General features: G+C 44.4%; 21 protein-coding genes. 8 read left to right on the top strand and 13 right to left on the bottom strand.

What is annotated here, in order from left to right; genetic code table 11:
* Window positions 1-106 precede the first annotated feature (106 nt).
* From Q4549_RS04540 to Q4549_RS04515, 6 genes are all read right to left on the bottom strand, one after another.
* Window positions 107-1,105 (bottom strand): zinc-binding alcohol dehydrogenase family protein, encoded by a 999-nt coding sequence (locus Q4549_RS04540; protein WP_303549000.1) that lies wholly within the window; start codon window positions 1,103-1,105, stop codon window positions 107-109.
* A gap of 229 nt (window positions 1,106-1,334) precedes the next feature.
* Window positions 1,335-2,006 (bottom strand): hypothetical protein, encoded by a 672-nt coding sequence (locus Q4549_RS04535; protein WP_303549003.1) that lies wholly within the window; start codon window positions 2,004-2,006, stop codon window positions 1,335-1,337.
* 142 nt (window positions 2,007-2,148) lie between these two features.
* Window positions 2,149-3,399 (bottom strand): outer membrane beta-barrel protein, encoded by a 1,251-nt coding sequence (locus Q4549_RS04530; RefSeq protein WP_303509416.1) that lies wholly within the window; start codon window positions 3,397-3,399, stop codon window positions 2,149-2,151.
* Complete coding sequence (locus Q4549_RS04525; protein ID WP_303549006.1) at window positions 3,389-5,707, bottom strand: EAL domain-containing protein; 2,319 nt, start codon at window positions 5,705-5,707, stop codon at window positions 3,389-3,391. The genes Q4549_RS04530 and Q4549_RS04525 overlap by 11 nt, the downstream gene beginning before the upstream one ends.
* A 15-nt stretch (window positions 5,708-5,722) precedes the next feature.
* On the bottom strand, window positions 5,723-6,379 hold the full coding sequence (locus Q4549_RS04520) for a hypothetical protein (protein WP_303549008.1): 657 nt from the start codon (window positions 6,377-6,379) through the stop codon (window positions 5,723-5,725).
* Between the two features lie 460 nt (window positions 6,380-6,839).
* On the bottom strand, window positions 6,840-7,016 hold the full coding sequence (locus Q4549_RS04515; protein WP_303549010.1) for an ATPase: 177 nt from the start codon (window positions 7,014-7,016) through the stop codon (window positions 6,840-6,842).
* Between the two features lie 174 nt (window positions 7,017-7,190).
* On the opposite strand from Q4549_RS04515, the gene Q4549_RS04510 reads away from it, so the two are divergent.
* Window positions 7,191-7,409, top strand: coding sequence for a TIGR02450 family Trp-rich protein (locus Q4549_RS04510; protein ID WP_137672204.1), 219 nt, complete (start codon window positions 7,191-7,193; stop codon window positions 7,407-7,409).
* A gap of 36 nt (window positions 7,410-7,445) precedes the next feature.
* Here the strand turns inward: Q4549_RS04510 and Q4549_RS04505 are convergent, their stop codons facing one another.
* From Q4549_RS04505 to Q4549_RS04495, 3 genes are all read right to left on the bottom strand, one after another.
* Window positions 7,446-7,724 (bottom strand): peptidylprolyl isomerase, encoded by a 279-nt coding sequence (locus Q4549_RS04505; protein ID WP_303509432.1) that lies wholly within the window; start codon window positions 7,722-7,724, stop codon window positions 7,446-7,448.
* 213 nt (window positions 7,725-7,937) lie between these two features.
* Window positions 7,938-8,597 (bottom strand): nitroreductase family protein, encoded by a 660-nt coding sequence (locus Q4549_RS04500; protein ID WP_303549013.1) that lies wholly within the window; start codon window positions 8,595-8,597, stop codon window positions 7,938-7,940.
* Between the two features lie 338 nt (window positions 8,598-8,935).
* A complete protein-coding gene (locus Q4549_RS04495) occupies window positions 8,936-12,265 on the bottom strand; it encodes an alpha-amylase family glycosyl hydrolase (RefSeq protein WP_303549016.1) in 3,330 nt (1,109 codons plus the stop codon).
* A 457-nt stretch (window positions 12,266-12,722) separates the two neighbouring features.
* Here Q4549_RS04495 and Q4549_RS04490 point away from each other — a divergent pair, with 457 nt between their 5' ends.
* From Q4549_RS04490 to Q4549_RS04470, 5 genes are all read left to right on the top strand, one after another.
* A complete protein-coding gene (locus tag Q4549_RS04490) occupies window positions 12,723-14,639 on the top strand; it encodes an alkaline phosphatase D family protein (RefSeq protein WP_303549018.1) in 1,917 nt (638 codons plus the stop codon).
* A 109-nt stretch (window positions 14,640-14,748) separates the two neighbouring features.
* On the top strand, window positions 14,749-16,893 hold the full coding sequence (locus Q4549_RS04485) for an RND family transporter (RefSeq protein WP_303549021.1): 2,145 nt from the start codon (window positions 14,749-14,751) through the stop codon (window positions 16,891-16,893).
* Window positions 16,893-17,612, top strand: coding sequence for a hypothetical protein (locus Q4549_RS04480; RefSeq protein ID WP_303549024.1), 720 nt, complete (start codon window positions 16,893-16,895; stop codon window positions 17,610-17,612). Before Q4549_RS04485 ends, Q4549_RS04480 begins: the two co-directional genes overlap by 1 nt.
* Entirely contained in the window at window positions 17,603-18,652 is a 1,050-nt protein-coding gene (locus tag Q4549_RS04475; protein WP_303549026.1) for a 3-oxoacyl-ACP synthase III family protein, read from the top strand. The genes Q4549_RS04480 and Q4549_RS04475 overlap by 10 nt, the downstream gene beginning before the upstream one ends.
* A 268-nt stretch (window positions 18,653-18,920) precedes the next feature.
* Window positions 18,921-19,613 (top strand): SDR family oxidoreductase, encoded by a 693-nt coding sequence (locus Q4549_RS04470; protein ID WP_303549028.1) that lies wholly within the window; start codon window positions 18,921-18,923, stop codon window positions 19,611-19,613.
* Between the two features lie 21 nt (window positions 19,614-19,634).
* On the opposite strand, the gene Q4549_RS04465 is transcribed toward Q4549_RS04470, so the two are convergent.
* Window positions 19,635-20,816 (bottom strand): MFS transporter, encoded by a 1,182-nt coding sequence (locus Q4549_RS04465; protein WP_303549030.1) that lies wholly within the window; start codon window positions 20,814-20,816, stop codon window positions 19,635-19,637.
* Window positions 20,817-21,141: 325 nt separating this feature from the next.
* On the opposite strand from Q4549_RS04465, the gene Q4549_RS04460 reads away from it, so the two are divergent.
* Window positions 21,142-21,315 carry a PA3496 family putative envelope integrity protein gene (locus tag Q4549_RS04460; protein WP_174235926.1) on the top strand — a complete coding sequence of 58 codons (174 nt, stop codon included), beginning with the start codon at window positions 21,142-21,144 and terminating at the stop codon, window positions 21,313-21,315.
* 116 nt (window positions 21,316-21,431) lie between these two features.
* Here the strand turns inward: Q4549_RS04460 and Q4549_RS04455 are convergent, their stop codons facing one another.
* The 3 genes from Q4549_RS04455 to Q4549_RS04445 form a co-directional block, all read right to left on the bottom strand.
* Window positions 21,432-21,782 (bottom strand): DUF2750 domain-containing protein, encoded by a 351-nt coding sequence (locus Q4549_RS04455; RefSeq protein WP_137672194.1) that lies wholly within the window; start codon window positions 21,780-21,782, stop codon window positions 21,432-21,434.
* Between the two features lie 141 nt (window positions 21,783-21,923).
* The gene (locus tag Q4549_RS04450; RefSeq protein WP_303549033.1) at window positions 21,924-22,490 is read right to left on the bottom strand and encodes a rhomboid family intramembrane serine protease; all 567 of its coding nucleotides are present in this window, start codon (window positions 22,488-22,490) and stop codon (window positions 21,924-21,926) included.
* A 63-nt stretch (window positions 22,491-22,553) separates the two neighbouring features.
* A complete protein-coding gene (locus Q4549_RS04445; protein WP_303549711.1) occupies window positions 22,554-23,789 on the bottom strand; it encodes a DEAD/DEAH box helicase in 1,236 nt (411 codons plus the stop codon).
* Window positions 23,790-23,975: 186 nt separating this feature from the next.
* Here Q4549_RS04445 and Q4549_RS04440 point away from each other — a divergent pair, with 186 nt between their 5' ends.
* Window positions 23,976-25,178, top strand: a complete 1,203-nt coding sequence (locus Q4549_RS04440) for an ABC transporter substrate-binding protein (RefSeq protein ID WP_303549035.1) — start codon at window positions 23,976-23,978, stop codon at window positions 25,176-25,178.
* Window positions 25,179-25,542: the final 364 nt, after the last annotated feature.

Here is a 25,542-nt window from a genome sequence, read left to right as displayed (position 1 = left end):
GTATGAAGTTGTAAGGCCAAATAGGGAGCTTATTTGGCAGTTAACCAAGCTAAATTACACGGGTAATTCTAGCTTGGCTGCTGTCAATAAATAGTTTAAACAGCGCTTAAAAACCTTCTAACACAATTTTACCTTTGGCCTTTTGGGACTCAATAAAGGCATGCGCTTGCTTTAGGTTATCGGCATTTATTTGGCCAAAGTGGTCACCTAAAGTGCTTTTGATTTTACCTTGGTCAATCAGTTGTGCTATTTCACCTAGAAGCTGATGTTGTTTGATCATATCTTCTGTTTCAAACATTGAGCGGGTGTACATGAACTCCCAATGTAGAGAAATGCTTTTAGGCTTAAGTAGCTTCACGTCTAAGCTGCTTGGATCGTCGATTAAACCAAACTTACCTTGTGGTTTAATCACTTTCATAATCTCTGCTAGGTGTTCATCGGTGTTGTTTAAGCTCACTACATAATCAATGTTGTTGGCTTGTTTCAGTTCTTCACTGAGCGGATTGCGATGGTTAATGATTTGGTCAGCGCCTAGCTCTTTTAACCAAGCCTGGGTTTCCGGTCGAGAGGCGGTAGCAATAACCTTAAGTTTGGTGAGCTGTTTAACCAGTTGAACCATAATGGAGCCGACACCACCGGCTGCACCAATAATTAAAATGGATTTGTGTTGGTCACGGCTTACTACTAAACGGTCGAACAACATTTCCCAGGCAGTAATGGCGGTAAGCGGCAGGGCAGCGGCGTTTGCGTCAGGAATACTGGTAGGGGCTAAGCTTACAATGCGCTCGTCAACCAATTGGTATTCCGCATTACTGCCTGAGCGGGTTAAATCGCCGGCATACCATACTTTGTCACCCACCTTGAATAGGCTGGCTTTGTCACCAACTTGCTCTACGGTGCCAACAGCATCCCAACCAATCACTTTCCATTGGCCTGTCTCGGCAGAGACATTGGCGCGGATTTTGGTATCAACAGGGTTAACCGACACGGCGGCTACTTTGATCAGTAGGTCTTTCCCGCTGGCCGTGGGCTTGTCTAACTCTATGTCTTGTAAAGATAAGGCTTCGTTAATTGCTAGGGCTTGCTGATAGGCTACGGCTTTCATTGATTACTCCATTAAGGGCGAAAATGTAGATTCACTCAGTGTAGTAGACTCTAGCAGTTGGAAAAACAGGGTGGTAGTTAAATCACTTTCAATTAAATTTTGATAATCGAGACACTCGTTAAGAGATTAGCTGCATAGCGATAAGTACTGATTGGCCCGTTTACATGAAGATTGTTACTGGGGTAAACCCTTAAGCCGCTATGCTAAAAAACAAATACAGAGAGTGGCTTTAGGGTTGAGGCTCTTCCACAATCACGATGCTGCCATTGGCTACCACTAAATATGCACCGCCCAGCTCACCAATAGCGCAAAGATCTAAGGTGTATTCTCCCAACATTGCGTCGTTACATTGGGCAAAGGCAAAGCTGTCGGTGACTTTCCCTACTTCTGTCGTCGCCAAGTTGATGTCGCGACTTTGGTCTTTTAACACTTGCTGGCTGTTACTGAATACTCGCAGATAATAGTTGTGTTGTTGATGGATAGTCGATTTTTCGAATATGGATAATTGTGGCAAATTGTTATTGTGCCAAGCTACAGCCCAATAGCTGCCACGGTGATTTAAGCGCTTATTTTCTCTTACTCGTTCAAGGCGGCTATTGCTGTTTTCAATGGCAAATTGGTTTTCATTGTTACTCTCTATCCAGCGGTGGGTAAGGTCTTTACTGGCGCTAGCCGAGTTTAACTGGGTTACCCTAAAACGCGAGTCAAATACATCACTGCTATAAGCCACACTTTTAAGATAAAAACCGGTGGCATTGGGCTGGGCGTTAATATAAGAAATTTTTGCTGTTCGTGGTTTATCTACATGATCGAGTAGTCTATCGCTGGTATTGCAGGCGGTTAAACCAAGGCTAGTAAGTATGATTAAGCTAACAGACGCTAGGCGGAGAATTCCATTCATGTGGGGTCCTTAAATGCAGTAACGCGATTCATCACATGATAGAGGGTTAGCAATTTATCTCAGTGTGTAGAGTGTCAGTATGCTTAAGGCTTTGTCATTAAATGTCAGTAAAAAACATACTTCTTCGTTGTAAGTTAAGCGCTTAAAGGGCACTAAAGAAATATCGAGCGGCTAGCTGAAACAGCTGCTCATTACTGTTTTCATCTAAGCCATGCAAAACCCGTTGCGGTCGCTGGCTAGATAACCATTGATACTCGCCAGCTAAAAACCAGTTTTTGTTTACGCGGTATTGATAGGCGCAGGTAAACCCTTTGCCGCGTTCGTTGTTGTTATCGAGTGGGGTATTGTCTAGGTCGGTATTCTTAAAGGCCTCGGCGCGAACACTAACTCGGTGTTTTTTATTGAAGCTGCGGGTGAGCAAGGCAAAGCCGTTAGCAAAGTCCATATTTACTGCGTCTACTCGATCGGGTGACTGCATCAAAGTAGATCCATTCATATATTGCCAAACAAGTTGCCATTGTTTGGCAAAGCGCCATTTTCCACCTAAGTGAGCAAACTGGGTTCGCCATGCATAATCGCCATCGTCAATTAAGTAGGGTTTGGCCATGTTGTCGTAATAACCTAGGCGAAATAAAGCAGTGCGATGAATGCTCCAATCCAGATTTGTGTGATAACCCGGTCGGTGGTCTATCTCTTTAAACGGATTTGAACGTTGTGACTGATCTGATAGTGCGGGCTGTTTTAGCTCTGGGAAAGACCGTGTTTCCCCATAAAGGGTTTGTCTAGAACTGCTTGTCCAGCCATGCCAAGCCAGTAATGCGCCTGCGGGATCATTGTTTACAAATAGCATGGCGCTTAGGGATACATTGTGGCTTGAGCCTGAAAACTTACCTATTCGCTCTAATTTAGCTTCTATGCCGGTGGTGCGGATCTCTTCACCCACCCAAGTATTTAAACTAGAGGCATTTAAAGTATAAGGTGTGGCCCATGCGGTAGCGGTGTTTTCTAAGGAAATACTGGGGTACATAATGCCTAAACGAGAGGACCAGCGCAGGCCATTTTCTGAGGGCAGGCCTTTGTAGCTAGCAAAGGCTTCGCTAAAACCTAGCGCGCTATCTTCGTTATCTAACCAGCCATTTAACACCAGTTTTGCCGCAAAGCCATTGTCCCAGTGCGCGCCTAAATCTAAGCCTGCTTGGGCAATAGACAAATGACTGCCGTTTGAATAAGCAAACTTACCAAAGCCACCTTTTAGGTAGCTATCGGTACTGTTTACCTGGCTGGCACGTAAGTCGAGTATGCCATTGGCAGTAAACTCGGTGGCCATGGTGGCTTGTTGTAGCGTTACTGCCAGCAGTGCAATAGCGCCGCGTAGTAATCCCTTAGTTGGCAAACTCTATGCTCTCCTGAGCGAGTAATTGGTACAATTCGTTGGCTGGTTTTGGGCGACTAATAAAATAACCTTGCGCTAAGTTACAGTTGGCTTTTTCTAACCAGCGCAGGCTGGCTAAATCTTCTATCCCTTCTGCTACTACGCTTAACCCCATGTTATGAGCCAGTTCAATGGTCGATTTCACTATAATTGCATCATCGGCGTCAATCGCCAATTTTTGGACGAAAGATTTATCTATTTTGAGTTCATGAACCGGCAAGCGTTTTAGCTGTGCAAGCGATGAATAACCAGTGCCATAATCGTCAATAGAAAGTTTAAAACCGCGCTCTTTGAATCGGGCCAATAAGGCAATTGCGGTTTCAGGGTCGTCGACCAAGGCACTTTCAGTGACCTCTAAGGTGAACGATTCAGCGCGTAGCTGTTTGCTTTCAATATTCTGGCAAATGAAGCTATAAAAGCTCTCATCTTTAAGGTTTTCACCTGAAATATTAATCGCAATGTTGATGTCGATACCTTGTACTTTCCAGGCCAAACTTTGTGATAAGGCCTCTAAAAATACCCAGCGAGTGAGTGGGTTTATTTGTCCGGTATGTTCGGCAATTTCAATGAACGAATCGGGAGGAATCATTCCCAACTCTGGGTGTTGCCAGCGCACTAAGGCTTCTACATGGGTAATCTTATTTGCGGCAAAGCTGAACTTGGGTTGGTAATGCAAGATGAGCTGATTGCTTTGAATCGCCTTTTTTAAGTCGTTAATTAGGCTTAAACGTTCAACTGTATTGGTATCAGTACTCGGGTCGTAAATATAACAGTGGCTGCGAGACTCGCGGCAATGATTTAAGGCGGCGTCGGCCTTTTGAACCAGTATTTGTGGATCTTGACTGTGCTCAGGATACAGTGCTACCCCCACGCGAATTTGTAGCTGTAAATGCATGTCTTGGTAGTTGCAGCCCTCATGCATTTGCATAGCAATATTATTGAGTTCATCACGGGCAGTGTCTCGAGTAATGTTAGGCAATACTAATACAAATTCATCGGCGCCAATGTGACACAAAAAATGCTCGCTCTGTAAAGCCGTTAAGCGCTTGCCAGCTTCTTTTATCAGCTGGTCTCCAGCTGTATGGCCTAGGGTATCGTTCACCTCTTTCAAGCGACAGATATTGAGATGAAATAGCGCAAAAGGGGCGCTATTTTGTTCGGTTAAATTTTGCAGTTTACTGGCTAGCCAGTGGCGATTAGGCAGTTCGGTAAGAGGGTCGTGTTGTAGCCGGTGTTTAATCGCTTGTTCACGATTTAGCACCTTCTCTTGCATGCTATTAAATTCGCTGGCTAACTGGCCTAGTTCGGTTTTATCGTTAACTGACACCGGCTTTTGGTATTCACCTGCCGCGAGGCGTTTAGCTTGTTTAACCAATAACTTGATAGGCCTAGTGATGTCATCAGCAATTAAATATGCCGCGACCATTGAAATGATGAGGGTGAGTATGGTGATGAGTAAAATTTGTAACCAGCTTTGCTGAATCACCGCCACAAGGTTGTCACGAGAGCTGTGCAACAGCACATAAAAGTTAGCGCCACCCGCAGCGCTATATTGCTGCTTTAATGAAATAACATCGCTGGAAGTAGGATTTATTAGGGCTTTAGCACTGGTAATATTTGCAAGCGGGTTACTCGAGCCCAACAAAGACCAACGGTTTTGTTGCTCCAAAATTAAATCGGCCTGCAAGCCCGTTAGCGTTAAGAAGCTCTCGGCTAAAGGGGTAGATATTTCGTAACCAAAACCTGCCCAGCCAATAATAGCAGGGCCACTTTTTAAGGGAGAAAGGTGTAGCTGATAAAGCTGTTCGTCAATTACATAATAAGGAGGTAACTGGCCTTGTGTTAAGGCTGGCATAAACCCAAAAGCTTGGCCTTGCTGAGCGCCACGCACCACTTTTTTGCTCTGATTGTGTTGATAACTATTGACCAATTGCAGCTCAATTATGCCTGAAGGAGTTACTACCATGGCTAAGTCGGCGTTGATGCGTTTACCGTGGTTAAGTAAGGCAATGGCTACACTGCGCTGGTCTTCGCCAAACACACTTTTTAAGCCGTAGTCGTTGGTCACCGTTTCTGCAAAGCTGGTGAGGTAAAATTCGCGCCGATTAAACTCACTATCAAACAAGGCCTTGGCTTTACTCAATTGCGAGTCGATGGCTATGCGTTCTTTTGTGCGCAAGGAGTCGTAAGTAGACCAAAATGAAATCGTTTGTAGCAAAAGTAGCAGTGAAACAAACAACAGCAGAATTTTGGTTTTAATACTTTTCATCGGCGCTCCTGCCAATTAGTAGTCTGAGAGGAAATCAAAATCATCCGGATTTTGTTGTTCAAATTCAGCTTCCAAGGCATGGGGCAAGTTTAATGCGTGAGTGCCTGTTTGATGAATACTAATGGTTTGGCTAATTTGCTTGTCTGCCGTTTTTAGCTCGGGGTGCCATACAGTAAACTGGTAGTCCCCTGCGCTTACTTGTTCAAAGTTAGCCCGGCCTTGTGAGTCTGTTTTATTAAATAAAGGCGTATCAACCAGCAGCAAGTAAGCGCCCATCCAATCATGAATGTTACAACCCATAGGCACTACGCCGCTGTGATTAAAATCGGTTTTACTGTGTTGCTCACCAGCCTTAATTTGAAATGAAAATTTGTTTTCTCCCACTGCCGAATATATGTGGTGAGTAATATTGTCATCGTTATTAAAATCAACCTTACTGCCACGTTGCGCCACGCTAATGTAGGGAACGAAGGCTTTGTCGCGTTGGCCAATGGTGACTGCTGCTTGGTTGATGTGTGGGAGTTGGTGACCTATTGGCGTAAGGTAAACCACCACGTCTTGTACTGGACTGTTTTCTGGACTATTCACCTGTACTGCATAATCAAAAGTTTCTGCCGCTTGGCTTAACATGCAAGGAAGTGCAAAAAGTAGGGTAAAACAGTATTTGTTCATCGGCATCCTTTGCCACTTAGTCGTGAATGATGAATGGGTAAATTGAGTTTATTCTCCGAGAACTAAGACCTAGTAAGCCCACTAAAAATTGCAGCTGAGATGCTTAGTAAGCTAAGACACAAAAAAACAACGCAATAATGCCCCTGACCATCAGTTTATAGTTTAGCCACTTACCTGATAAATATTGAGGCTTTGATGCTGTATTTGAGAAGCATGAAGGAAAATAACTCGCTTAAGTTGGCTAGGTAAAGAGTCGCTAAGCAAGGAGACCAAAAAGCCAGTTGGGATAGCAACAGTGGTAAAACCTTTAGCCAATTAATCTGTGGTTCTAAGAAAGGCCGTTTAGGTTTTGCATTGAGTTATAAAAAAAGCAGCATACAGTTGGTTTGCGAGAAATAAAGCTTAAACAAAAAAGCAAACCTGTTTGGTTTGCTTTTTTACGGTAATTTGGGCTGTTGGTTTATTCAGGCTTACGTTTACCTGTCATAAACTCTTCTAAGATCTCTGGTGTTAATTCGCCCGCTTCTTCCAAACGTTTTAATTCTGCTACGATCTTTTTTTGATCTTCCATCGATGGAACGGGTAGCTCAGGCTCTTTTTCGATCCCTTCAGGGATACTTAGGTTATCTAACATCATTGCTTCTCGCTATAAAACTTCACTGGCTTAAGTATACCAGCAAATGGTGGATTCGTAGCAGGGCTTTATTGAGTCACTATTTTAGTGAAAGAGTGATCGCTTTGTAGGGCTTAAGAGTTAGCTTTAGTAGACACCGCAGGCTTTTTTGCTGGCCTTAGAGTAAGAATCAATCTTATGAAAAATCAAATAAACCCCAAGCGCTTACTGCATAGTAAGTGGACCAAATGTGAAGTTATAAACAAGATGAAGCATTTTATGGTAACGGAATTGGAGCTTGATGAGTTTCAAGTTGTACAGCGTTGCGTGATTCAGGCTGTTTATAACAAGCAAGATTTTGAGCTGGATTGGCGAGAGTTAAAAGATCTTAGCGTGTGGCGACAAGGTTGGAAATGAATCAAGTGCTGCCAAGCAACACTTGATTCAAGCAGGCTAGCTACGGCTAGTTACTTCTAATAAGTGATAACCAAATTGAGTTTTCACTGGGCCGTGCACGGTGTTTAATGCTTCGTTAAATACCACGGTATCAAACTCTGGCACCATATCGCCTTTGTTAAACTCGCCTAACTCTCCGCCATTGGCGCCAGATGGGCAGCTTGAATGTTGCTTGGCGATATCGGTAAATGCTGCTCCACCTTCAATTTGCTTTTTTAGATCTAAACATTGTTGCTCTGTGTCTACTAAGATGTGGCGTGCACTTGCTCTTGGCATGAAAAATCTCCTAAATATGATGAATAAAACTACAGTTTAGCGGCTTACGCTAGCTACTGAGTCGTTGCTGTGTGCAAATGTAGTTGGCTAGCTAGGCTGGTGTCAAATGAAACACAAGTTCTTGTGAGCAGATAAGGTTTATATCGAGTGAAAAGTGCGGGGAAAGAAACACAAAAGCTGGCAATGCAGCCAGCTTTTTGAGTGTTTTGGCGCTTATAAAACAGTAATAATGTCTTCTTCCGCAAGGCGAGCTTTGGGTAAGCCGTAATTAAAGTCTTCACCATCTAAGTGATAACCAATGGCTAAAGCAAAATCACATACATAGCCATTAAGCTCTTGCTCAAATATTTCGCCAAGCAGTGCTGAGTCAACGCCTTCCATCGGTGTGGAGGCTATGCCCAAACGAGCAAGTACATGTAAAGTGTTTCCTACCGCTATGTAGGTCTGGGCTTTGGTCCAGTTGCCGTTAAAGCCGCTTTCGTCGGTATTTGCCTCCACAAAACCAAATGCACCGTTTAGCATGTTGTCGTACATTTCTGCTGGCAAATGGCCTGAGCTTACCTCTGCATCGACGACTTTACGGTAGTCGTCTTTGCTGAAGTGAGGATTATGTGCAAACAAAATAACGTGTGAGGCTTCTTTGGCGTGCGGTTGGTTAAACTGATGCATATTGGCAAAGCTATCGTGAAACCGCTGCTTAGCTTGCTCACTTTCGATAACAATGAACTTCCAAGGTTGTGAATTAATCGAAGAGGCTGATAAGCGGATCGCTTGTTTAATTACCGTCATATCGTCTGCAGAAATACGTTTAGTTGAATCGTATTTTTTAGCAGTGTAACGGCTGTTTAGATCGTTAATGATTGGATGAGACATTAGGTATTTCCTCAGAGATTAATTTCAATGAGCGCAGTTTACGAGCTTGCCATGCTGAGAAAAAGACCTGTTCTCTCCATTCATTATGGTTCTTTAAGTCCATAATCCACGATTTTATTGAGTCGCAAGTCCTAGCGACGCCAAGGTACAAATTGAGAAAGCAGGAGGTTCGAGGGTTTATAGCAGTGTTGATATTCCAAATTAGCAGCTCCAGTGGGTGGAACATTCATTGGTTTGAGAACGGCCAATAATCACCATTGATTGGGCCTTGTTAGCCTAGACACAAAAAAGCCGCTCAATCGCTTGAGCGGCAAACTTTTAAAGTAAAGGCTGTTGGACTATAGCGCTTCGAGCAAAATTAACCCTTCGCTACCCGCAGAGAAGCTTACGCTGCCTGCATTTACTGTAGCGATGGTGCCATCGTAAGCATTGCGCACGCTAGTGCCGTCATCAAAGTAGCTATCTACATTGATGTTTACTTGGCCTGAACCATCTACAACCACGACTACATTATTGCTAACGCCGGAGATTGGGTTGGTCCAAGTACGGGCAAACGCTTTACCGCTAGATTGGCCGCTTAGGTTGATGTGTTGACCAGCACCTACCGCTGGGTTATCACGACGGAATTGACCCACTTTTTGCCAGTGTTGGTGAACGCTGTTGCCAGACTTACTCCAATCTACACTTGAACGGCTACCTTGGTCTGCATCAGAACCACCGTCGCCATTTACGCGACCTAGCTCATCACCGTAGAACACTTGCACGCCACCTGGTAACAACAGCAATGCGGTACCAGCTCGTTTTTGACGAGTATCGTCACCGTTGTAGAATACTGCACCAGTATCATGGCTAGAAATATAGCTTAGTGAGTTCCAGTCGGTAGAAGCATTTACTTGGCTTGCGTAGCTAGCAAATACGCTCAACATGGTGTCGGCACTGCTTACCATGCCATCAATCGCACCTTTGAAGCTGAAGTTAATTACCGAATCAAAACCACCTTGAGTATGGTAATCAGATTGTCCAAGGCCGTGGCCAAATACTTCTGCCGTTGCCCAGAACTCGTCGTTCCAATCTGCGCCTGGCGCACTTGGATTGTTTTGACGCCATTCACTTAAGGCTGATTTAGACTCACTAATTAAATATGCCCAGTTATCGTTAGTCACGTGTTTTGCAGTATCAACACGGAAGCCATCAATACCGTAGTCTTTCACGTATTGTACTAGCCACTCAGTGATCCAATCACGTACACGTTTGTTGCCTTGTGCTTGGTAATCGCTCAAGTAAGCTTGACCAAAAGTAGACTTGTTGGCTAAGAACGGTGGAATACCCACTTGTTGAGTTGACTCAGTTTTAAAGTCTGGCAAGAAAGCCAAACATTTAGTTAAGTCGTCGTTACCACAAGGGTCGTAACCAGGTAAACCAACGCGTACCCAATCTTTACCCCACCATTTCAACCATAGGTTTTCATCACCGTCATAGTTGATAAAGTCATGGTAACCAAACCAGTTTTGGCCTGCACTTGGTGTCCAATTAGGACCCGCAGTGTCAGAACCATAGCTGAACTCGTCCATGTCTTTTAGGGTGTTGTAACCAGCGTGGTTCATCACCACATCCATGACTACACGAATACCTTGGCTATGCGCTTTGTCTACAAAGGCTTTAAACTCTGCAGGCGTACCCATGTTAGCGTCTAGGTTAGTGTAATCTTGTACGTAGTAACCGTGGTAAGCGTAGTGAGCAAAATCACCATCGTTACCGCCACCTACAAAGCCATGGGCTTGTTCGTAAGGTGCGGTTAACCAAATGGCATTAATACCTAAATCAGTGAAGTAACCTTCATTTAATTTAGCGGTTAAACCTGCAATGTCACCACCGTGGAAAGTACCAATATTTTTACCGGTTGCATCAACACTTGGACGACCGTAAGAGTTGTTGTTGCTTGAATTACCGTCATTGAAACGGTCGGTAATTACAAAGTAAACGTTGGCATTATCCCAAGTAAAGTCAGAAGCCGTAGGCTGCTCAACTTTAGTGATGGTGAAACACTGGTTAGCATTGCTGCTGGTGTTTTCTGCATACAAACATACTTGTAGAGACTCACCTATTGCTAGGTTGCTACCTACCGAAATTGTTGCGCCGCTAGTAAATGCTGTGCCGTTTACTGGGTCACTGCCGTCGGTTGTATATAAACCGCCAGTAACGTCATCGCCAGTAGCGTTTAAAGTAATGCTTACTTCGTTAGTCCAGAAGGTACTTACCGCAGGGTCGATACTCACTTTTGCATCGTTTGATGGTATGTCACAAGTATCTGTCCAGCTTTGAGTGCTAATGGTGTAACAACCATTCTTGTCGCGGAACAAGTCTTCGGTTTGGCTGTTGCCTTGGTTACTAAAGATAAGCTTGCTTGAATCACTGTTGGTAAACTTGTACTCAAACCAGTTTTCACCAAGGTCTGCCATGTTATCGCCAGGCCAACCTGTATCTGGTGTAGAACCAGCAGGAAGAGCATCCCAGTGATGAATAGACGGGGTCCAATCGGCTGGAGCATTCAAGTAAACAATAAAGCCAGTTTCTGGAACGGCAATTTTGTTGTAAGTGAAAGTTTGAATAACCGAGCCTTGAGGGTTAGCTACATAAACCTGTAACTCAACAGACTCACCAATGGCTAGTTCACCACCAATGTTTATGATGTCGTCGTTACTAAAGTCGATGCCTTGAGTGCCGCCAGTGGTGCTTAACATGTAGCTACTAGAAGTGATGTTTTCACCTTTGTAGCTCAAGGTTACCGCTAGGGTGTCGGTGCTAAAGTCGCTGCTGCCTGGGTTAATCGCTAACTCAGGTTTAGTGGCAATAATCACTTCTTCAGCAGTAATTTCTTTGCTAGACGCGTTGAAACTAATGTTGTAGTTGGTGTTATCAAGCACTTGGAAATCTTGGTTAGGGTAGTTTTCGCCCCAGCTACCGTTATCTGAACAAGCCGCTACTTTAAAGCGTGCTGGGCTTTCTTCACCAGCAAAGGCTTGGGTTAATTCGTAAAGGCCGCTTGCCGCGTTACGTACTAGTGGCGTTTGGCCCCAACCGTTTGCGGTACCACGGAAACACCATACTGCTGGCTCTGCACCGGCAATGGTAATGTCTACGCTGGCGGTATTACTTACTGCGCCTTGATCATCTGTCACTTGCAAAGTGATAGTTTGATCTTGGCTGAAGGTTACACTGATTGATTCAGTGGTTTCACCGGTGCTCCATGCGTAGCTAGCAATACTGCCGTCTGGGTCACTAGAGCCGTTGCCTGAGAATGTGATACTAGTACCAGCATCTACAGTTTGCGCATTAGCGGGCGAGATAACCGCAGTAGGCGCTTGGTTGCTATTACAGCTGGCTACCGATACTACGTCGATGTTTTTGCTATCGCTGTAAAAGGTAATTTGCTGGCTACCGGCCGATACGCGGTAGTCTGCATTAGGGTAGGCTTCTTGCCAATCTCCCCAGCGGTCTATTTTAAAACGTGGGTCATCGTTTCCAAAAGTTTGGCAGGTTTGAAACTGGGTACTGCTTACCTGTTCCATGGCAGTGGTTTGCCAACCATTTGGTGTGCCACGGAATTCCCATTCTGCTTGCGCAGAAAGCGAGGCCGTTAACAAACCAAGTAATACTACCTTGTTCATGTCATTTCCTTATTCGAATGTTTGTTTGCGATAGCCCTTTAGGCTTATCGACGTGTTAGCCAACATAAAATGACTCTTGGTGGTCATTTCTTGCGCGACCTTAATCTAGTCGAGTAAAAAATAGTCGCAAAAATGAGCAAAGTGAGTGCTATATCAAGTATTTATCTTCATTTTGTGATTGAAAAGGATTTCATTTTAACTGGTACGACTTTGTCTAAGTTATATGTTGCTGAAAGCGCTTAAGTTTATTTTTTTTAATACAAAGCACTGAAGAGTTTATTTTTGGCAGAAGAATTAAATGCCCTATAAGGTATCGGCTTTTAGCTTTTTGTTTAAAAATAATTCGCTGCAGTAGTGCTGGTAGTTTTGGGCTTGTAACCTAGCGTGGCCAGTCGCTGAATTTTTCTATTTGTAAACTCAACATGGTTATTTGTTCGCTCACTTGTATACTTTTGTTATGAGCAGAACAAATTTAGCCTTAGTGTTAGCGGGTCCTATCTTGCGACAAATTAGCTCGCAACGTTTTTCTGTTTGGCTTGCCACCTCTCAGGCGGTTGATATTAGTTTGAGTTTGCAGCCAGAAGGATTGGCTGCGCGTGAGTTTGACCATCAGACAATGGGCCTTTACACCCAACAGTTACCTGCAGGTGAGCATTTGTTTTATCAGCTCATCGATATCCCATTGGAAGAAGCTTTGCCTGCTGCAACTTGGGTCGGGTATGACTTGAAATTACGGCTAGCGAACCAGACTAAAGACCTAAGCTGGCAGGAATGGGCGCCAGAACTGGTGTACCCACCGCGCAACCTGCCGGGCTTTATCGTGCCGGGTGCGGTGAAAAAAATGCTTCACGGTTCTTGTCGAAAACCCCATCACCCTAGTGCCGATGGTTTAGTCAGGGCAGACGCTCATTTAGCCGAACACTCAGTTGAGGATTGGCCGAGCGTGTTAATGCTGAGCGGCGATCAAATATATGCCGATGATGTTGCTACGCCAATGCTGGTGGCCATTCACCGTTTAGTTGAGCAGCTAGGAGTACCCAATGAACCTTTTAGCGATGCAAAGGTAGCAGGGAGCGATGAGTTGCATGCGCAGGCTCATTATTTGTCACGTCAAGAATTACTGCCTATGGAAGGCGCTAAGCTGGCTCAAAGCGCTTTATTTAGTAGCGTACGCAAACCTATTTTTACCTCAGACAACGCTAATAACCACCTGATTTCTCTTGCCGAAGTATTGGCGATGTATCTATTAGTTTGGTCACCAGGTGCCTGGACGAATTTGGAGTTAAGCCCTCCAGAGTCGCTTAGCTTAAATGAGCTAGACGAATACCTTAAGCAGCGTGAAACCATCATTAGCTTTAGTAAAGGCTTAGCCAAAGTGCAGCGTTTAATGGCGCATTTGCCCACGGCCATGATGTTTGACGATCATGATGTGACCGATGATTGGAACCTCACTGCTGCGTGGGAGCAAAGTGCTTACGGACATGCTTTTTCTAAACGCATTATTGGCAATGCACTGGTTGGTTACTTGCTGTGTCAAGGTTGGGGGAATGCGCCTGAGCATTTCTCTAAAGCGTTAATTCAGCAATTACAGCAAGCCTTGCAACAGCCCGGCAACGATAAACACCAACAGTTGATTGATACCTTATTGAGTTATCCGCAATGGCATTACCACTGGGATACTCAACCGCCGCTATTGGTGCTAGATACACGTACTCATCGCTGGCGTTCTGAGCGTAACCTTAACTCTCCATCAGGCTTAATGGACTGGGAGTCACTCACTGATTTACAACAGCAATTATTAGGTAAAGATGCGGTGATATTGGTCTCTCCAGCCCCCATCTTTGGGGTGAAGTTAATCGAAGTGGTACAACGCGTATTTACTTGGTTTGGCAAACCCTTATTAGTTGATGCAGAAAACTGGATGGCGCATCCAGGCTCGGCTAATGCTTTGCTCAATCTATTTCGTCACCCTAAAACGCCGCAGCATTTTGTTATTCTTTCTGGTGATGTTCATTACTCTTTTGCCTACCATATTCAATTGCGTGGCCGCCAAGGTGGACCCGATATATGGCAAATTACCAGTAGTGGCATCAAAAACCAGTTCCCTGAAAGCTTGCTCAACTTCTTAGACAGAGCAAACCGTTGGTTATATTCGCCTAAATCGCCGTTAAATTGGCTTACTAAGCGCCGCCGAATGAGAGTAGTGCCACATCGTCCCGAAAACGCCTCAAAAGGAGAGCGCTTACTTAATGCTTCTGGCATTGGTTTACTTGAATTGAATACCGATGGTTCTCCAAAATCAGTTAAACAACTCACCGTAGATGGTAATGCTGTCGCCTTTGAAATGTTCGAGCAAGACGCACACTGGGATTAGCGTCTTCAATTTTTTCAAATAAAAATAGTGCTTAGGTGAATGCAAATAGCTAGTCACTGGGTCTACTCAATCAAGGAAATCAATAAGCTGGGTAAAGGATGTAGAGTAGATGGCGAAATGGGAATGCTCACCGCTTTTAGTGAGTCTGCAGCAAACTTGGCTTAAAGGTGTGTGGATATTGTTACTGCTCGTTGCCGCAGCAGGCTTGCCACAGCTGCAAGTGCAACCAAGTATTCAAGCTTATTTTGCTAAAGATGACCCGCAAGTATTGGCCCTACAACAATTTGAAGATGAGCACGCCCCAGCCGCAAATCTGTTACTGCTGCTATCTAGCGATACGTCCTGGAAAAATCGTACTCAGTACCTAGCTGCACAACAAGCCGTAGACCAACTTCGCCTTGTCGAAGGTGTAGAAGCGATTAATCCCTTTACCTTATTGGCGCTGAACGACACGCTTCCGCCTACTATTGCTAAACAGTTTGTCAGCGAAGATGGCAAGAGTATAAATTTTGCGATTAATGTTGATACAAATGTGGCGGAGAAGGCTAAGGCTCTACAACAGTTTTTTACTTCCTTAGATAGCCAATTGAGTAGGCTTAGCCAGCAAGCAGAGAATTCATATACTTATTTGTATGCTGGCGAACTGGCCTTAAGTCGGCAGTATTTAGCGGTACTACGCCATGACTTAGCGTGGTTTGTGCCAGCTTTGCTGTTTAGTTTTGCTTTGCTGTTTGTATTGGTTATTCATCAAGCTCGTTGGTTGTTAGGTATGGTGAGTTGTGCAGTGCTTAGTCTTACAATTAGCTTGGGGTTTGCGGCTTGGCTAGGTTTGAAACTAGCGGCAATTAGTGCATTTTTACCTTTGGTTATTATCAGCTTGGCAATGGCTTATTCTAGTCACTTGTTTTTTGCTTGGCGAAGTCTTTTATACACTAAAGGTGGAGAGGCTATTAGTTCTGCTCAGGCAATGCTTTTAGCTTTACGGCATAAGTTAGCGCCGTTGTTTTGGGGTGCAGTTACTACCGCGGTAGGATTTCTGTTACTGTGTTTCAGCCCATCTCCTCCGATTGCAGATTTTGGCGTTATAGTGGCTTTTGCAGTGATGATAAATGCCTTAGCTTGCTATTCTATTTTGCCTCTATGGGTGAATAAAATTGGTGCTGAGAGTTTAATTAAACAAGCCGCTAAAGCTAACACCAGCTCTTTTTATACGCCCTTATTAGCACACAGAAAGTTGCTATTGCTTGGGGTTACGCTGCTTAGCTCGGTTGCCTTACTGAGTGTTAAAAACCTTGCTTTTGATGATGACTCTCTGGGTTACTTCCCCGACGATAATGCATTTTCTCAGAGTCGTGATCAGTTTCAACAGCAGTTTTTGGGCATGCACAGCCTACGTTATCAAATTCTCGATGACGAGGCTTCTGAACCATTAACAGTCGCTGATGACCTAAGTCGAATACTGCGTTATTTGGTTAAACAAGACGAAGTTCGCCAAGTGAATAGTGCTCAAGATTGGCTAGATTGGATCGCGCAGGATCCTAGCGCCTTAGTTAAGTTAATGGCCATGCCGCAGAGTGATGATCTTAGTCAGCAAAAAGCGCTGTTGAATGTATGGTTAGCTCCGCTGAGTAACCGGCAACTGATCGCTTTTGAGCAACGGGTTGCTGAGTGGGCAGCCAGCCAGCAAATACAGTTATCTGCTGCTTACAGTAGCCAGCTTATATTCGCCAAGTTCAATCGGGTTAATGGCCAGGCCATGTTGCTGTCGTTTGCTGTGGCGTTGTTGTTGGTGGCATTGGTGGTACTGGTATTACGCCGCAGTGTTTATTTAATGCTACTGGCATTGTTGGCCAATGGCTTACCGTTACTTTGGGTGTTTGCGCTGTGGCAGTGGAGCGGACAACACCTTAGTTTAGGTAGCGCAGTGGTGATGGGCATGATGTTAGGCATTATTGTTGATGACAGCTTACATATATTGCTTAAGGTACACCCTGCTAATACTGTTTCCGATTTACAGCAGCGAATGGGGAGCATTAGCCCAGCGTTATTGCTTACCTCTGGCGCTTTACTTGTGGGTTTCTCTTTAGGTGGCTTGTCTGATTTTTTACCGATTCAACAAATGAGTTTGTTGTCGGGTTTAAGCTTGGCTATCGCTTTACTGTTTGATTTAGTGCTGCTGCCTTTATGCTTGCCGCTTAAGGGCAAAGCTAACGCTAAAGTTAATACCGCGATTGAACAGGTTGGAGGTCATTGATGAGCTTTTTTCCTGATGAACGCCATGTCATGGGGCGTTGTTTTGCTACTCAAGCTGCGGTGCTTAGCCCAGAGCATGCTATTGCTCGTTGGGCGCAGCAATACTCACCCGATAGACTATCGTTTAGCGATAAACACAGCGAGGCCTTAGCCTTGTTGATGCCCTTACTACTGTGTGGAGAGCAATCTGCTCAACTGGTGTTTCAACAACAAGCTAAAAACTTGGAACAACACAGCAACGCATTATCTATTAAGGCGTTGAACGAAGTTGAAGCCGACGAAGCTTGGCACGACGAAGCGCTGCAATGGGTATTTAGCCAGCTGCCAGAGTTGGCACAACAACACAAAGTACGCCGCTCAGCTCAGCGATTTTATAGTGGCTTGGGGCGTAGCTTAAGTTTGCAACAACAGTTTATTCGCATTGCCAGTTTAGATGCCTGTGTTACTCAGCTGATGCAAATGATTGAGCGAGGAACTATCGGTAAAAACCATCCATTTTCGCAGCTGTGTGGTTTGATTAAAAAAGATGAAGCAAAACATGTTTACGTGAGCAAACACTTTGCTCAAGACCTTGGTGCCAGTGTGCAAGACATGGCTGAAGAGCGCTTATTGGTTTTGCAAAAACTCATGACCTTGTTGAGTAGCCAAGCTCAGCAGTTCGAGATTATTGGTGTAGACCTTGATCAGTTACAACAGAGACTGGAGTTTAAATGGCGGTAAAGTTTGCATCCAACAATTTGAATTTACTGGCGGCAAATTATATTTTGCCTAATCAGCCGGTGAGTAATCAACAATTGCTCGATCACTTGGCCGAGCGTTGTGGCTGGCGAATGACTCGAAAAGCAAAAATTATTGCTAAGCGCTTGGGTATTGAAGGGCGTTATTTAAGCCGTAGTTTTGCCCAGCCTCGCAGCCAAGCTTCGCCAAATGGTATTAGCATGGCAAAACAAGTACTTGAGCAGTGCTTAAACGATGCGAGTCTGTCGGTGAACCAGCTAAATTATTTACTGAGCCATACCTGTACGCCACATACTCAAGTACCGCCTAATGCTGCGTGGTTAGCCGATGAATTGGCTTATCATGGCGCCTATTTAGAGTTACGCCAAGCCTGTACAGGCTTTGCCAACGGCTTACAAATGGCCAGTGCTTTGTGTGCCGCCGACCAAGAGCCTGTTGCTATTGTGGGGAGTGAAACCGGCTCGGTGTATTTTGATTTGTCGCCAGAGTTTGTTGACCAGCAACAACTGGTTAATTTTGTGCAAATGGGCGACGGCAGCGGCGGCGTAATTGTTGCGCCAGCCACTAAGCCAGAGCGTTTAATCAAAGACATTTACCTAGGGCAAATTGGCCACCAAAAAGCGCCAGGGTTTTATTTAGACTCCGGAGCCGACAGCGTGGGAGAAGCGCAAATGGCGCGTTTTCATCATAATATCCACGGTGTGCGAAAAACTGGGGCGCAGCTGTTTGAGCTGGGGTTACAGGCCGTGTTAGATCGCGGTTATCAACTGAGTGACTTTCGCTATATTTTACCCCACCAAGCAAATGGCCATATCGACAAGCTACTGAGTAAGGCACTTAACTACCCACAGTCGCAAATTATTAATGATGCCAAGCAGTTAGGTAACTTAGGGTCGGCAGCCATTTGGTTGAGCTTTGCCAAGCTCTTACAAAGCAAGCCCTTAGAGCGTGGCGATCAGGTATTGGTGCTGGGGGCTGAGGCTACCAAGTACTTGTACGGTGGCTTTGTCTACCAGCACTAGCCAAGCAGCACTAATAAGGCTGCATCAATACAGTCGCGAGATGAGTCATCTTTACTGCTTGGAACATGTGTGAAACAGCAGGGCTACAAAGCACAATTACGCTCAGGCTGAGCGGACAGTTTCACCGGGTTTCATCAGCATTTGAACTACTTCAATCTTCCATGAATTGGCGATGAGCTGGAGATTATTTTTGACTGGTTCGGTTTACTATATGCCATAGCTGTTTGTAGCTTAATGGCTGCAATTATTGAATTGAAGAGGCAAGTTGATGCAAATACAAGGTAAATGGGCACTGGTAACGGGAGCGAGTCGTGGTGTGGGCTTGCGAATTGCAAAGGCCTTAGCCAGCCAAGGAGCTAAAGTGATTGTGCATAGCCGTAGTTTAGATGCGTCGCAGCAAGTGGTTGGGCAAATTACCGCAGCGCAGGGCCATGCTGTGGCAGTGGCTGCCGAGCTTAGCGATAATGCCGCTATTGCGCAGCTAATTGAACAGGTTAACCTGATTACTGATAACGCGCTGGCGGTTCTGTACAACAACGCAGCAATAATGACACCTTGGCGAGAGGACAGCATAGTACCTGCCAATGATTACGCCTTAAGCTTTCAAGTGAATTGTATTGCCCCCGCTGCCTTGTGTGACGCCTTCTTGCCGCAAATGAAACAACAAAAACAAGCACGGATCGTAAATGTTACTTCTGGTATTGCCGACCAGCCGCAATTGATGGCCTATAGCTGCTCTAAAGCGGCTTTAGATCGCTATGTGCGAGACATGTTACCGAGTTTAGCGAACACTAGCGTGTTGATGAACTTGATGGATCCTGGCTGGTTGCAAACAGACTTGGGTGGCGAGCATGCTCCAGATCATCCTGACTCAGTAATACCTAGTGCTTTAGTACCAGTATTACTGAGCGATGATGCAGGCAGTGGCCAGCTGTATTGTGCTCAAGACTATCGCGCATAACGCTTAATGCTTGCTAGGCCACTAAATACCAAAGGTTGGCGGTAAGTGGCCTCTGCCATCTTTTTCTTTCACTGCCACCAATAACATATATAGGCTGGTGCTGGCCAAAATAGCCGCTAAGTAAAGCGGCAGTTGGCTGCCCCATACTGCGCTATAACCAGCGATTAAGGGGCCAACTATGGAGCCTATGCTATAGCTGATAAGCATGAACTCGGTAATGGCCACAATGTTGTCTGACTGAGCATTTACACAGGCTTGGCTGATTGCAATTGGATAGAGCGAAAACGTGCTCGCGCCCAATACAAACAATGCAACTGATAAACCCAGCCAGCTTTTTGCTAACACCACCGCTATTGCGGCTAGCACGCCGATACTGGCCATCATAGCTTGCAGCAATGTTTTGCTAAATCGCGCAGAAAGGTAACTGCTTAAGGGCTGAATTAACATGCCGCCAAGCACCAAACAAGCCATTAACTTACCTACGTTATTACCCCAAACACTTAAACTACTTAAATAGCTTGGCATTAAGCCGTATATCGGACCAAGAATTAAGCCAGAAACAATACAACCAATAATGGCGGGTTTACTTAATGTTGAAAACGCCTTAAATGACAAAGCATGATGCTGGGTTTGAGTTGGTGCATTGCTGCGGCTAAGCAGGGGCGCCAAAATAGCCAAGCTTAATAACACCATTACAGTTAAAAATGGTACCGAACCACTGGTACCAAAAGGCTCTATTAGCAGTTGCCCAAAAGCATTTCCCGCATACAAGGTTGCCATATATATCCCCAAGCGGCTTGCGCGCTGTTTGTCATCGTCAACCAATAACAACCAAGACTCAACAATAATAAATACCCCTGCAGTTGCAGCGCCTGCGATAAACCGTAAGGCTAACCAGCTAATGGTATAAGGCAATTGCCACATTAACACCACACAGCTGAATATGACTGCAAGGCACAATGCTAAGGCGCGTCGGTGACCCATTTTAGAAATGACTTTTTGGGCGGCTAACGCTCCTCCAAGCAGGCCAGTGTAATAAGCGCTCGCTAACCATGCGCTTAAGCCTAGAGGTAGAGACAAACCTGCTAATGCGAGGGGTAATAAGCTCATAAAGTAACCAGAGGCTATAGCAAACAAAGCTAAACCCAATAAGGGGGCAAATATTCCGTTTGCAGGCGAAGGTGTAACAGTAATATTTTGCATGGCTTACCAACAATTAAGGTGCGACTAAAAGAATGTGCTTTGATTAAAGCCGCGCGATAATGCCAACAAATTTTGAAAGGGTAAAACAAAGTATATTTGTCGAAACGATAAACATATTTTGATATATCTATTCGTTAACTTATTTTATTTAACTCATTGATTTTAAATGTTTATGATTGATTTTTGTGTGTTTTTTCATGCCTGTTTTTTTGATTGACCTAATGGCTAATTTATAGCAAATTTAACGGGCTGGTCGAGTGCTGTTTTAGCTTAGTTACTGGCAAAGAAATGTCTGTAATATTATTGAGTCGAGTAGGTATAGAGTATGAAATTCTCAAGGTTTGACGATATTGATGAATGGGATGACGAAGATAAAGCCCATCACGTTAAACAGCATAAAAAAGTTAAAAATGGGGCTCGTACGCGGCGTAGAATTGATGAATACAACGAAAGAAAACAGTTAGACAACTGCCTTTCTGAATTGGCGAGTTTTTCTTAAAGCAGCGCTTAGAAGAGCGAGCAAACAAGTTCCATGTAAGTCACCTTAGTAATGACACTGCGTAAATAAAAAAGCCACTGAGTTCAGTGGCTTTTTTTTGCTCTACGACTGTTCTTTTAGGCGTCGTCTTCGGCCAGTTGCTTGGCTAAACTAAAGGCTTCGATTTCTTCACCGACTAGATTCTCATCTAAATCGATTGCCACTAGCACTTTGTCTTCGTCTAAGCTCGGTAGCCACTCTTCAAAAAAGTCTTCAAGTTTTACTGCTACTGGCTGGTAATCTGCCCAGTCTTCTATGCATAAAGCCTGAGCGTTCGCTTGTTTAGAGAATAACGGCATGACATCGGTGGCTTCAAACTCAATTGAGTCAACCACAACAAATTCCTCATCGGCGCTCAATACCCACAGCTCACCGGCTGCTATAACCGCTTTACTAAAGGCTGAAAGGTTGGTTTCTGATGTAGACATGATTTGCTCCGTAGTTGTTAGCTCGGGATAGTTGCGCAAGTTGAGCCTATACGCAAGTAATATAACCCAAAAGCGGTAAATGAACCGGCATGGCTTATTGCTTGGTGGATTCTACAGCGAAGTTTAGCCCTTAAAATGCCTCTATTTGAGCTTTTTAAACTTAACTAAACCCCACGCCATTACAATGCCTGCCACTGTACCAAAAGCATGTGACGACCAACTTACATTAGCTTTTAAATGAAATAAGCCCCAGAACATACCGCCATAAGCCAGTAATACAATCGCTGCAATGAACACACTTTTAATGCTGCGACTAAACCAAGCATTGGCTAACAGTAATCCCCAGTAACCAAAGATAAGGCTGCTAGCACCTGCATGAACACCGGTTCCGCCAAACAGCCAAACTAATGCCCCACCAAGCAAGGCAATAACTAAGGTACTTTGCCATAGGATTACGCGACCAAGTTGGGCCACTAGGAACATTAATATCGCCAGTGGCAGCAAGTTAGATAATAGGTGTAACCACCCATGATGAATAAGCGGCGCTAAGGGGATCCCTATTAAGCCTGATATGGATCGGGGCACAATGCCTAAGGCTGAAACTGCACCTAAGCTAATGGTATTAATCCCTTGAACCAGTATTAGCAATAAACAGAAATACATAATGTCGCGTAGACTTCGCTTAAGCTGAGGGGATAGGCTTATCATGATGCGGCTTAACCTTAAAATTATTGTTAGTGACCAAGTGGCAAAAGTTACCAGAGATTGGTTTCAAGATCTGCGATTTTTACTGGTAGTACTTAAGGCTCTTTTTCGCGCTTTTTTCTTTTGGGCGGAGCGAGAGTTACGCTTATTAGTGGGGGCAGGTTTAGTTAAATCGGGTTCAAAGCCCGGAAACCATTGCTGAGGTAAGCGCCTATCTAATTGCACCTCTAATTCGCTTAATAGGTGTTCGTCTTCAACACTTAATAAAGTAACGGCTGTGCCCGTTTGGCCGGCGCGTCCAGTTCGGCCGATGCGATGAATATAGTCTTCGCTTTTAAAAGGTAGTTCTAGGTTTATCACGTATTTCAGTTCATCTATATCTAAACCTCGGGCAGCAACATCGGTAGCCACTAGCGCACTAATTTCGCCAATTTTAAATTTGGCTAAAACTTGCTCTCGCGCCGCTTGTGACAAATCGCCATGAAAAGACGCGGCATTAATTTGTTGGCCAGTAAGCTGCTTAACCAGTTTATCTACAGCTTGTTTGGTTCGACAAAACACTAAGCTTTGTTGCCAGTTTTTCTGCTTAATTAAATGGCAGAGTAGGGCTGTTTTTTTATCGCTATCTACGTTGTAAACTCGTTCTTCAATGCTAGCGGCCTTGCTAGTGGCTTTGGTTATTTCTAATTGCTTTGGGTTGCGTAACAAGGGTTTAGCAAAGCGGTAAATACTGTCGTCTAAGGTGGCCGAGAATAACAAGGTTTGTCGCTGTTTAGGCACAAAACTCAATAGTGCTTTAAGCTCGTCTTTAAATCCCATGTCTAGCATTCGGTCGGCTTCATCTAATACTAGAAATGCCAAGTTTTTTAATGAACAAGAGCCTCGATTGAGGTGATCTAATAAGCGCCCAGGTGTGGCGACCAATATGTCGCAACTAGCGCTAAGTTGTTGCTGCTGTTGTTCAATGCTCACGCCACCATAAAGCAATACAGAATCTAGTTCACAGTGTTTGGAGTAGGTTTGCAGGCTGGCATGTACTTGCTGGGCAAGTTCGCGAGTAGGGGTTAATACTAAGGCTTTAATTTGCTTAGGCTTGCAGTGCTTAGCTTGGCTAAGTAAGTGCAAAATAGGCAAGCTGAAGGCGGCTGTTTTACCGGTACCGGTTTGCGCACAAGCCATAAGATCTCGCCCCGCTAAAATCTCGGGTATAGCTTGTTGTTGAATAGGTGTCGCTTGCTGGTAACCCGCATCGTTAAGGTTGTTAACTAGGATTTGGTTTAGGGAAAGTTGCTGGAAAGACATGTTATTGCCAAGTGCAAATGTAGTGCTCATATTATACCTAAAGTCATTAGGTGTGGGTGATGATTTACCGCTAAATTATTGGTTTATGCTCCCATTAAATATGTGCTAAACGCGTACAATATGATTAAGGACTACACTTTAGATATTCTAGCTAAGTGAGTTAGAAAATATTCTTTAGGAAGAAGAATGCAAATAAGATGTTTATGGATGGTAATAGTGTTAATGAGTTGGAACAGCGTTGCTCAAGAGCTAACGGTGTCGCTGCTATTAACGCCCAAACAACGCAATGCATTTCATTCCACTTTTAAAGGTTTTACCGAAGAAACCGGCATTAAAATAACCACCATCACCCATAACGATCATGACTATAAGGTGCAGCTACCTATTTGGCTAAATGGCGAGAGCAATGCTCCAGATGTAATGCACTGGCAAGCCTCGCAGCGTCTTTTTCATTATTCTCGACAGGGCTTGGTGAGACCAATTACTAAGCTTTGGCAAGATTTAAGGCTAGATCAGGGCTTTGCCCATTTACAAAGCGGAGTGAGCGATAACGGGGAGATTTATGCGCTGCCGTTTGCCTATTATCATTGGGGGATCTTTTATCGCAAATCACTGCTTAAAGAATTTGGCGGGCCGCAGCGCTTTTGGGAAGGTTTTGTCGATCAATGTGAAAAGCTGAAACAAGCCGGAATAACGCCTATAAGCATTGGAACCAAAAACTTCTGGCCATCAGCGGCTTGGTTTGAGTATTTAAATTTACGTTTTAACGATTTGAAGTTCCATCAGCAGGTACTGAGTGGCCAGGTATCTTTCTACGATGATCGTTTGAGAACGGTGTTCGAACGATGGGCGTACTTAATTGAGCAGAAGTACTTTAATGTTGATCATCACGAATATACCTGGGACGGTGTATTGCCGCATTTTTACCGCGAGCGTAGTGCCTTTTTGCTATTAGGCAATTTTGTTGCGACAAAGTGGCCAGATAAGTTACGAGACGACATTGGTTTTATGCAGTTTCCGTTGTTATTAGGTAAGCCTATCTATGAGGTTGCCCCCACTGACGTTTTTATGATTGCTCGTCATACTCAGAATGTTAAACAAGCAGAAGCATTTATTAAATACATGGCTAGGCCAGAGGTTCAAACGCAGCTTGCACAAGGGTTAAGTTATATTCCTGCTTCTAAAAATGCCCACGTAATGGCGCATTCTGAAGTGGAAGAGGCGGCCAATATGCTGAAAGCGTCATTGGGAGTGTCTCAATACTTTGACCGAGAAACGATCGCCGAATTTGAGCATATTGCAGTCCGTGCTTTTACCCGCTTTTTAGATGATGCCGATATTACACGCCTCCAACGGGATTTAGAGCGTGCTAGGTTGCAAGCTTTTTGATGGAAACTTCGGTCACTTTTCATCAAATTTAACTATTTTATCACTAAGCGTGGTATTGCTTTCATAAAATCCCTCTCAAAGTTACTTTCATATCAATTAATCGCTTGAACTTGCTCACAAAAATCAGCTCTATTGCTGTTTTTATAAACCAATAAACTTGAGAATGCCATTTAAGTAATTTGGTATTACAAATGAAAGGGTTTGGGAAGACCTAAGCAACCATTATCTCAGCAAAGACTGAGGAATCTATGCTTAAAAAATTTGTGTTATAAGATTACTTATTTTAAGCGGGCACGTAATCGCAACTCCCGTGCTGCAAGTAAGCTCATCTCGTTACTTTTGCGGCGTGCTTCTTTGGCTGAAA

It is taken from the genome of Agarivorans sp. 2_MG-2023, from assembly GCF_030548085.1.
In the GTDB taxonomy this organism is placed as follows: Bacteria; Pseudomonadota; Gammaproteobacteria; order Enterobacterales; family Celerinatantimonadaceae; genus Agarivorans.
Note: the sequence above shows the minus strand (reverse complement) of the source record. Positions and strands in the feature narration are given on the sequence as shown.

What these genes read in the sequence shown, in the direction of transcription:
- Q4549_RS04540 (WP_303549000.1), bottom strand. Translation starts at nt 1,105, where the DNA reads ATGAAAGCCGTAGCCTATCAGCAAGCCCTAGCAATTAACGAAGCCTTA.
- Q4549_RS04535 (WP_303549003.1), bottom strand. Translation starts at nt 2,006, where the DNA reads ATGAATGGAATTCTCCGCCTAGCGTCTGTTAGCTTAATCATACTTACT.
- Q4549_RS04525 (WP_303549006.1), bottom strand. Translation starts at nt 5,707, where the DNA reads ATGAAAAGTATTAAAACCAAAATTCTGCTGTTGTTTGTTTCACTGCTA.
- Q4549_RS04520 (WP_303549008.1), bottom strand. Translation starts at nt 6,379, where the DNA reads ATGAACAAATACTGTTTTACCCTACTTTTTGCACTTCCTTGCATGTTA.
- Q4549_RS04515 (WP_303549010.1), bottom strand. Translation starts at nt 7,016, where the DNA reads ATGATGTTAGATAACCTAAGTATCCCTGAAGGGATCGAAAAAGAGCCT.
- Q4549_RS04510 (WP_137672204.1), top strand. Translation starts at nt 7,191, where the DNA reads ATGAAAAATCAAATAAACCCCAAGCGCTTACTGCATAGTAAGTGGACC.
- Q4549_RS04505 (WP_303509432.1), bottom strand. Translation starts at nt 7,724, where the DNA reads ATGCCAAGAGCAAGTGCACGCCACATCTTAGTAGACACAGAGCAACAA.
- Q4549_RS04500 (WP_303549013.1), bottom strand. Translation starts at nt 8,597, where the DNA reads ATGTCTCATCCAATCATTAACGATCTAAACAGCCGTTACACTGCTAAA.
- Q4549_RS04495 (WP_303549016.1), bottom strand. Translation starts at nt 12,265, where the DNA reads ATGAACAAGGTAGTATTACTTGGTTTGTTAACGGCCTCGCTTTCTGCG.
- Q4549_RS04490 (WP_303549018.1), top strand. Translation starts at nt 12,723, where the DNA reads ATGAGCAGAACAAATTTAGCCTTAGTGTTAGCGGGTCCTATCTTGCGA.
- Q4549_RS04485 (WP_303549021.1), top strand. Translation starts at nt 14,749, where the DNA reads ATGGCGAAATGGGAATGCTCACCGCTTTTAGTGAGTCTGCAGCAAACT.
- Q4549_RS04480 (WP_303549024.1), top strand. Translation starts at nt 16,893, where the DNA reads ATGAGCTTTTTTCCTGATGAACGCCATGTCATGGGGCGTTGTTTTGCT.
- Q4549_RS04475 (WP_303549026.1), top strand. Translation starts at nt 17,603, where the DNA reads ATGGCGGTAAAGTTTGCATCCAACAATTTGAATTTACTGGCGGCAAAT.
- Q4549_RS04470 (WP_303549028.1), top strand. Translation starts at nt 18,921, where the DNA reads ATGCAAATACAAGGTAAATGGGCACTGGTAACGGGAGCGAGTCGTGGT.
- Q4549_RS04465 (WP_303549030.1), bottom strand. Translation starts at nt 20,816, where the DNA reads ATGCAAAATATTACTGTTACACCTTCGCCTGCAAACGGAATATTTGCC.
- Q4549_RS04460 (WP_174235926.1), top strand. Translation starts at nt 21,142, where the DNA reads ATGAAATTCTCAAGGTTTGACGATATTGATGAATGGGATGACGAAGAT.
- Q4549_RS04455 (WP_137672194.1), bottom strand. Translation starts at nt 21,782, where the DNA reads ATGTCTACATCAGAAACCAACCTTTCAGCCTTTAGTAAAGCGGTTATA.
- Q4549_RS04450 (WP_303549033.1), bottom strand. Translation starts at nt 22,490, where the DNA reads ATGATAAGCCTATCCCCTCAGCTTAAGCGAAGTCTACGCGACATTATG.
- Q4549_RS04445 (WP_303549711.1), bottom strand. Translation starts at nt 23,789, where the DNA reads ATGTCTTTCCAGCAACTTTCCCTAAACCAAATCCTAGTTAACAACCTT.
- Q4549_RS04440 (WP_303549035.1), top strand. Translation starts at nt 23,976, where the DNA reads ATGCAAATAAGATGTTTATGGATGGTAATAGTGTTAATGAGTTGGAAC.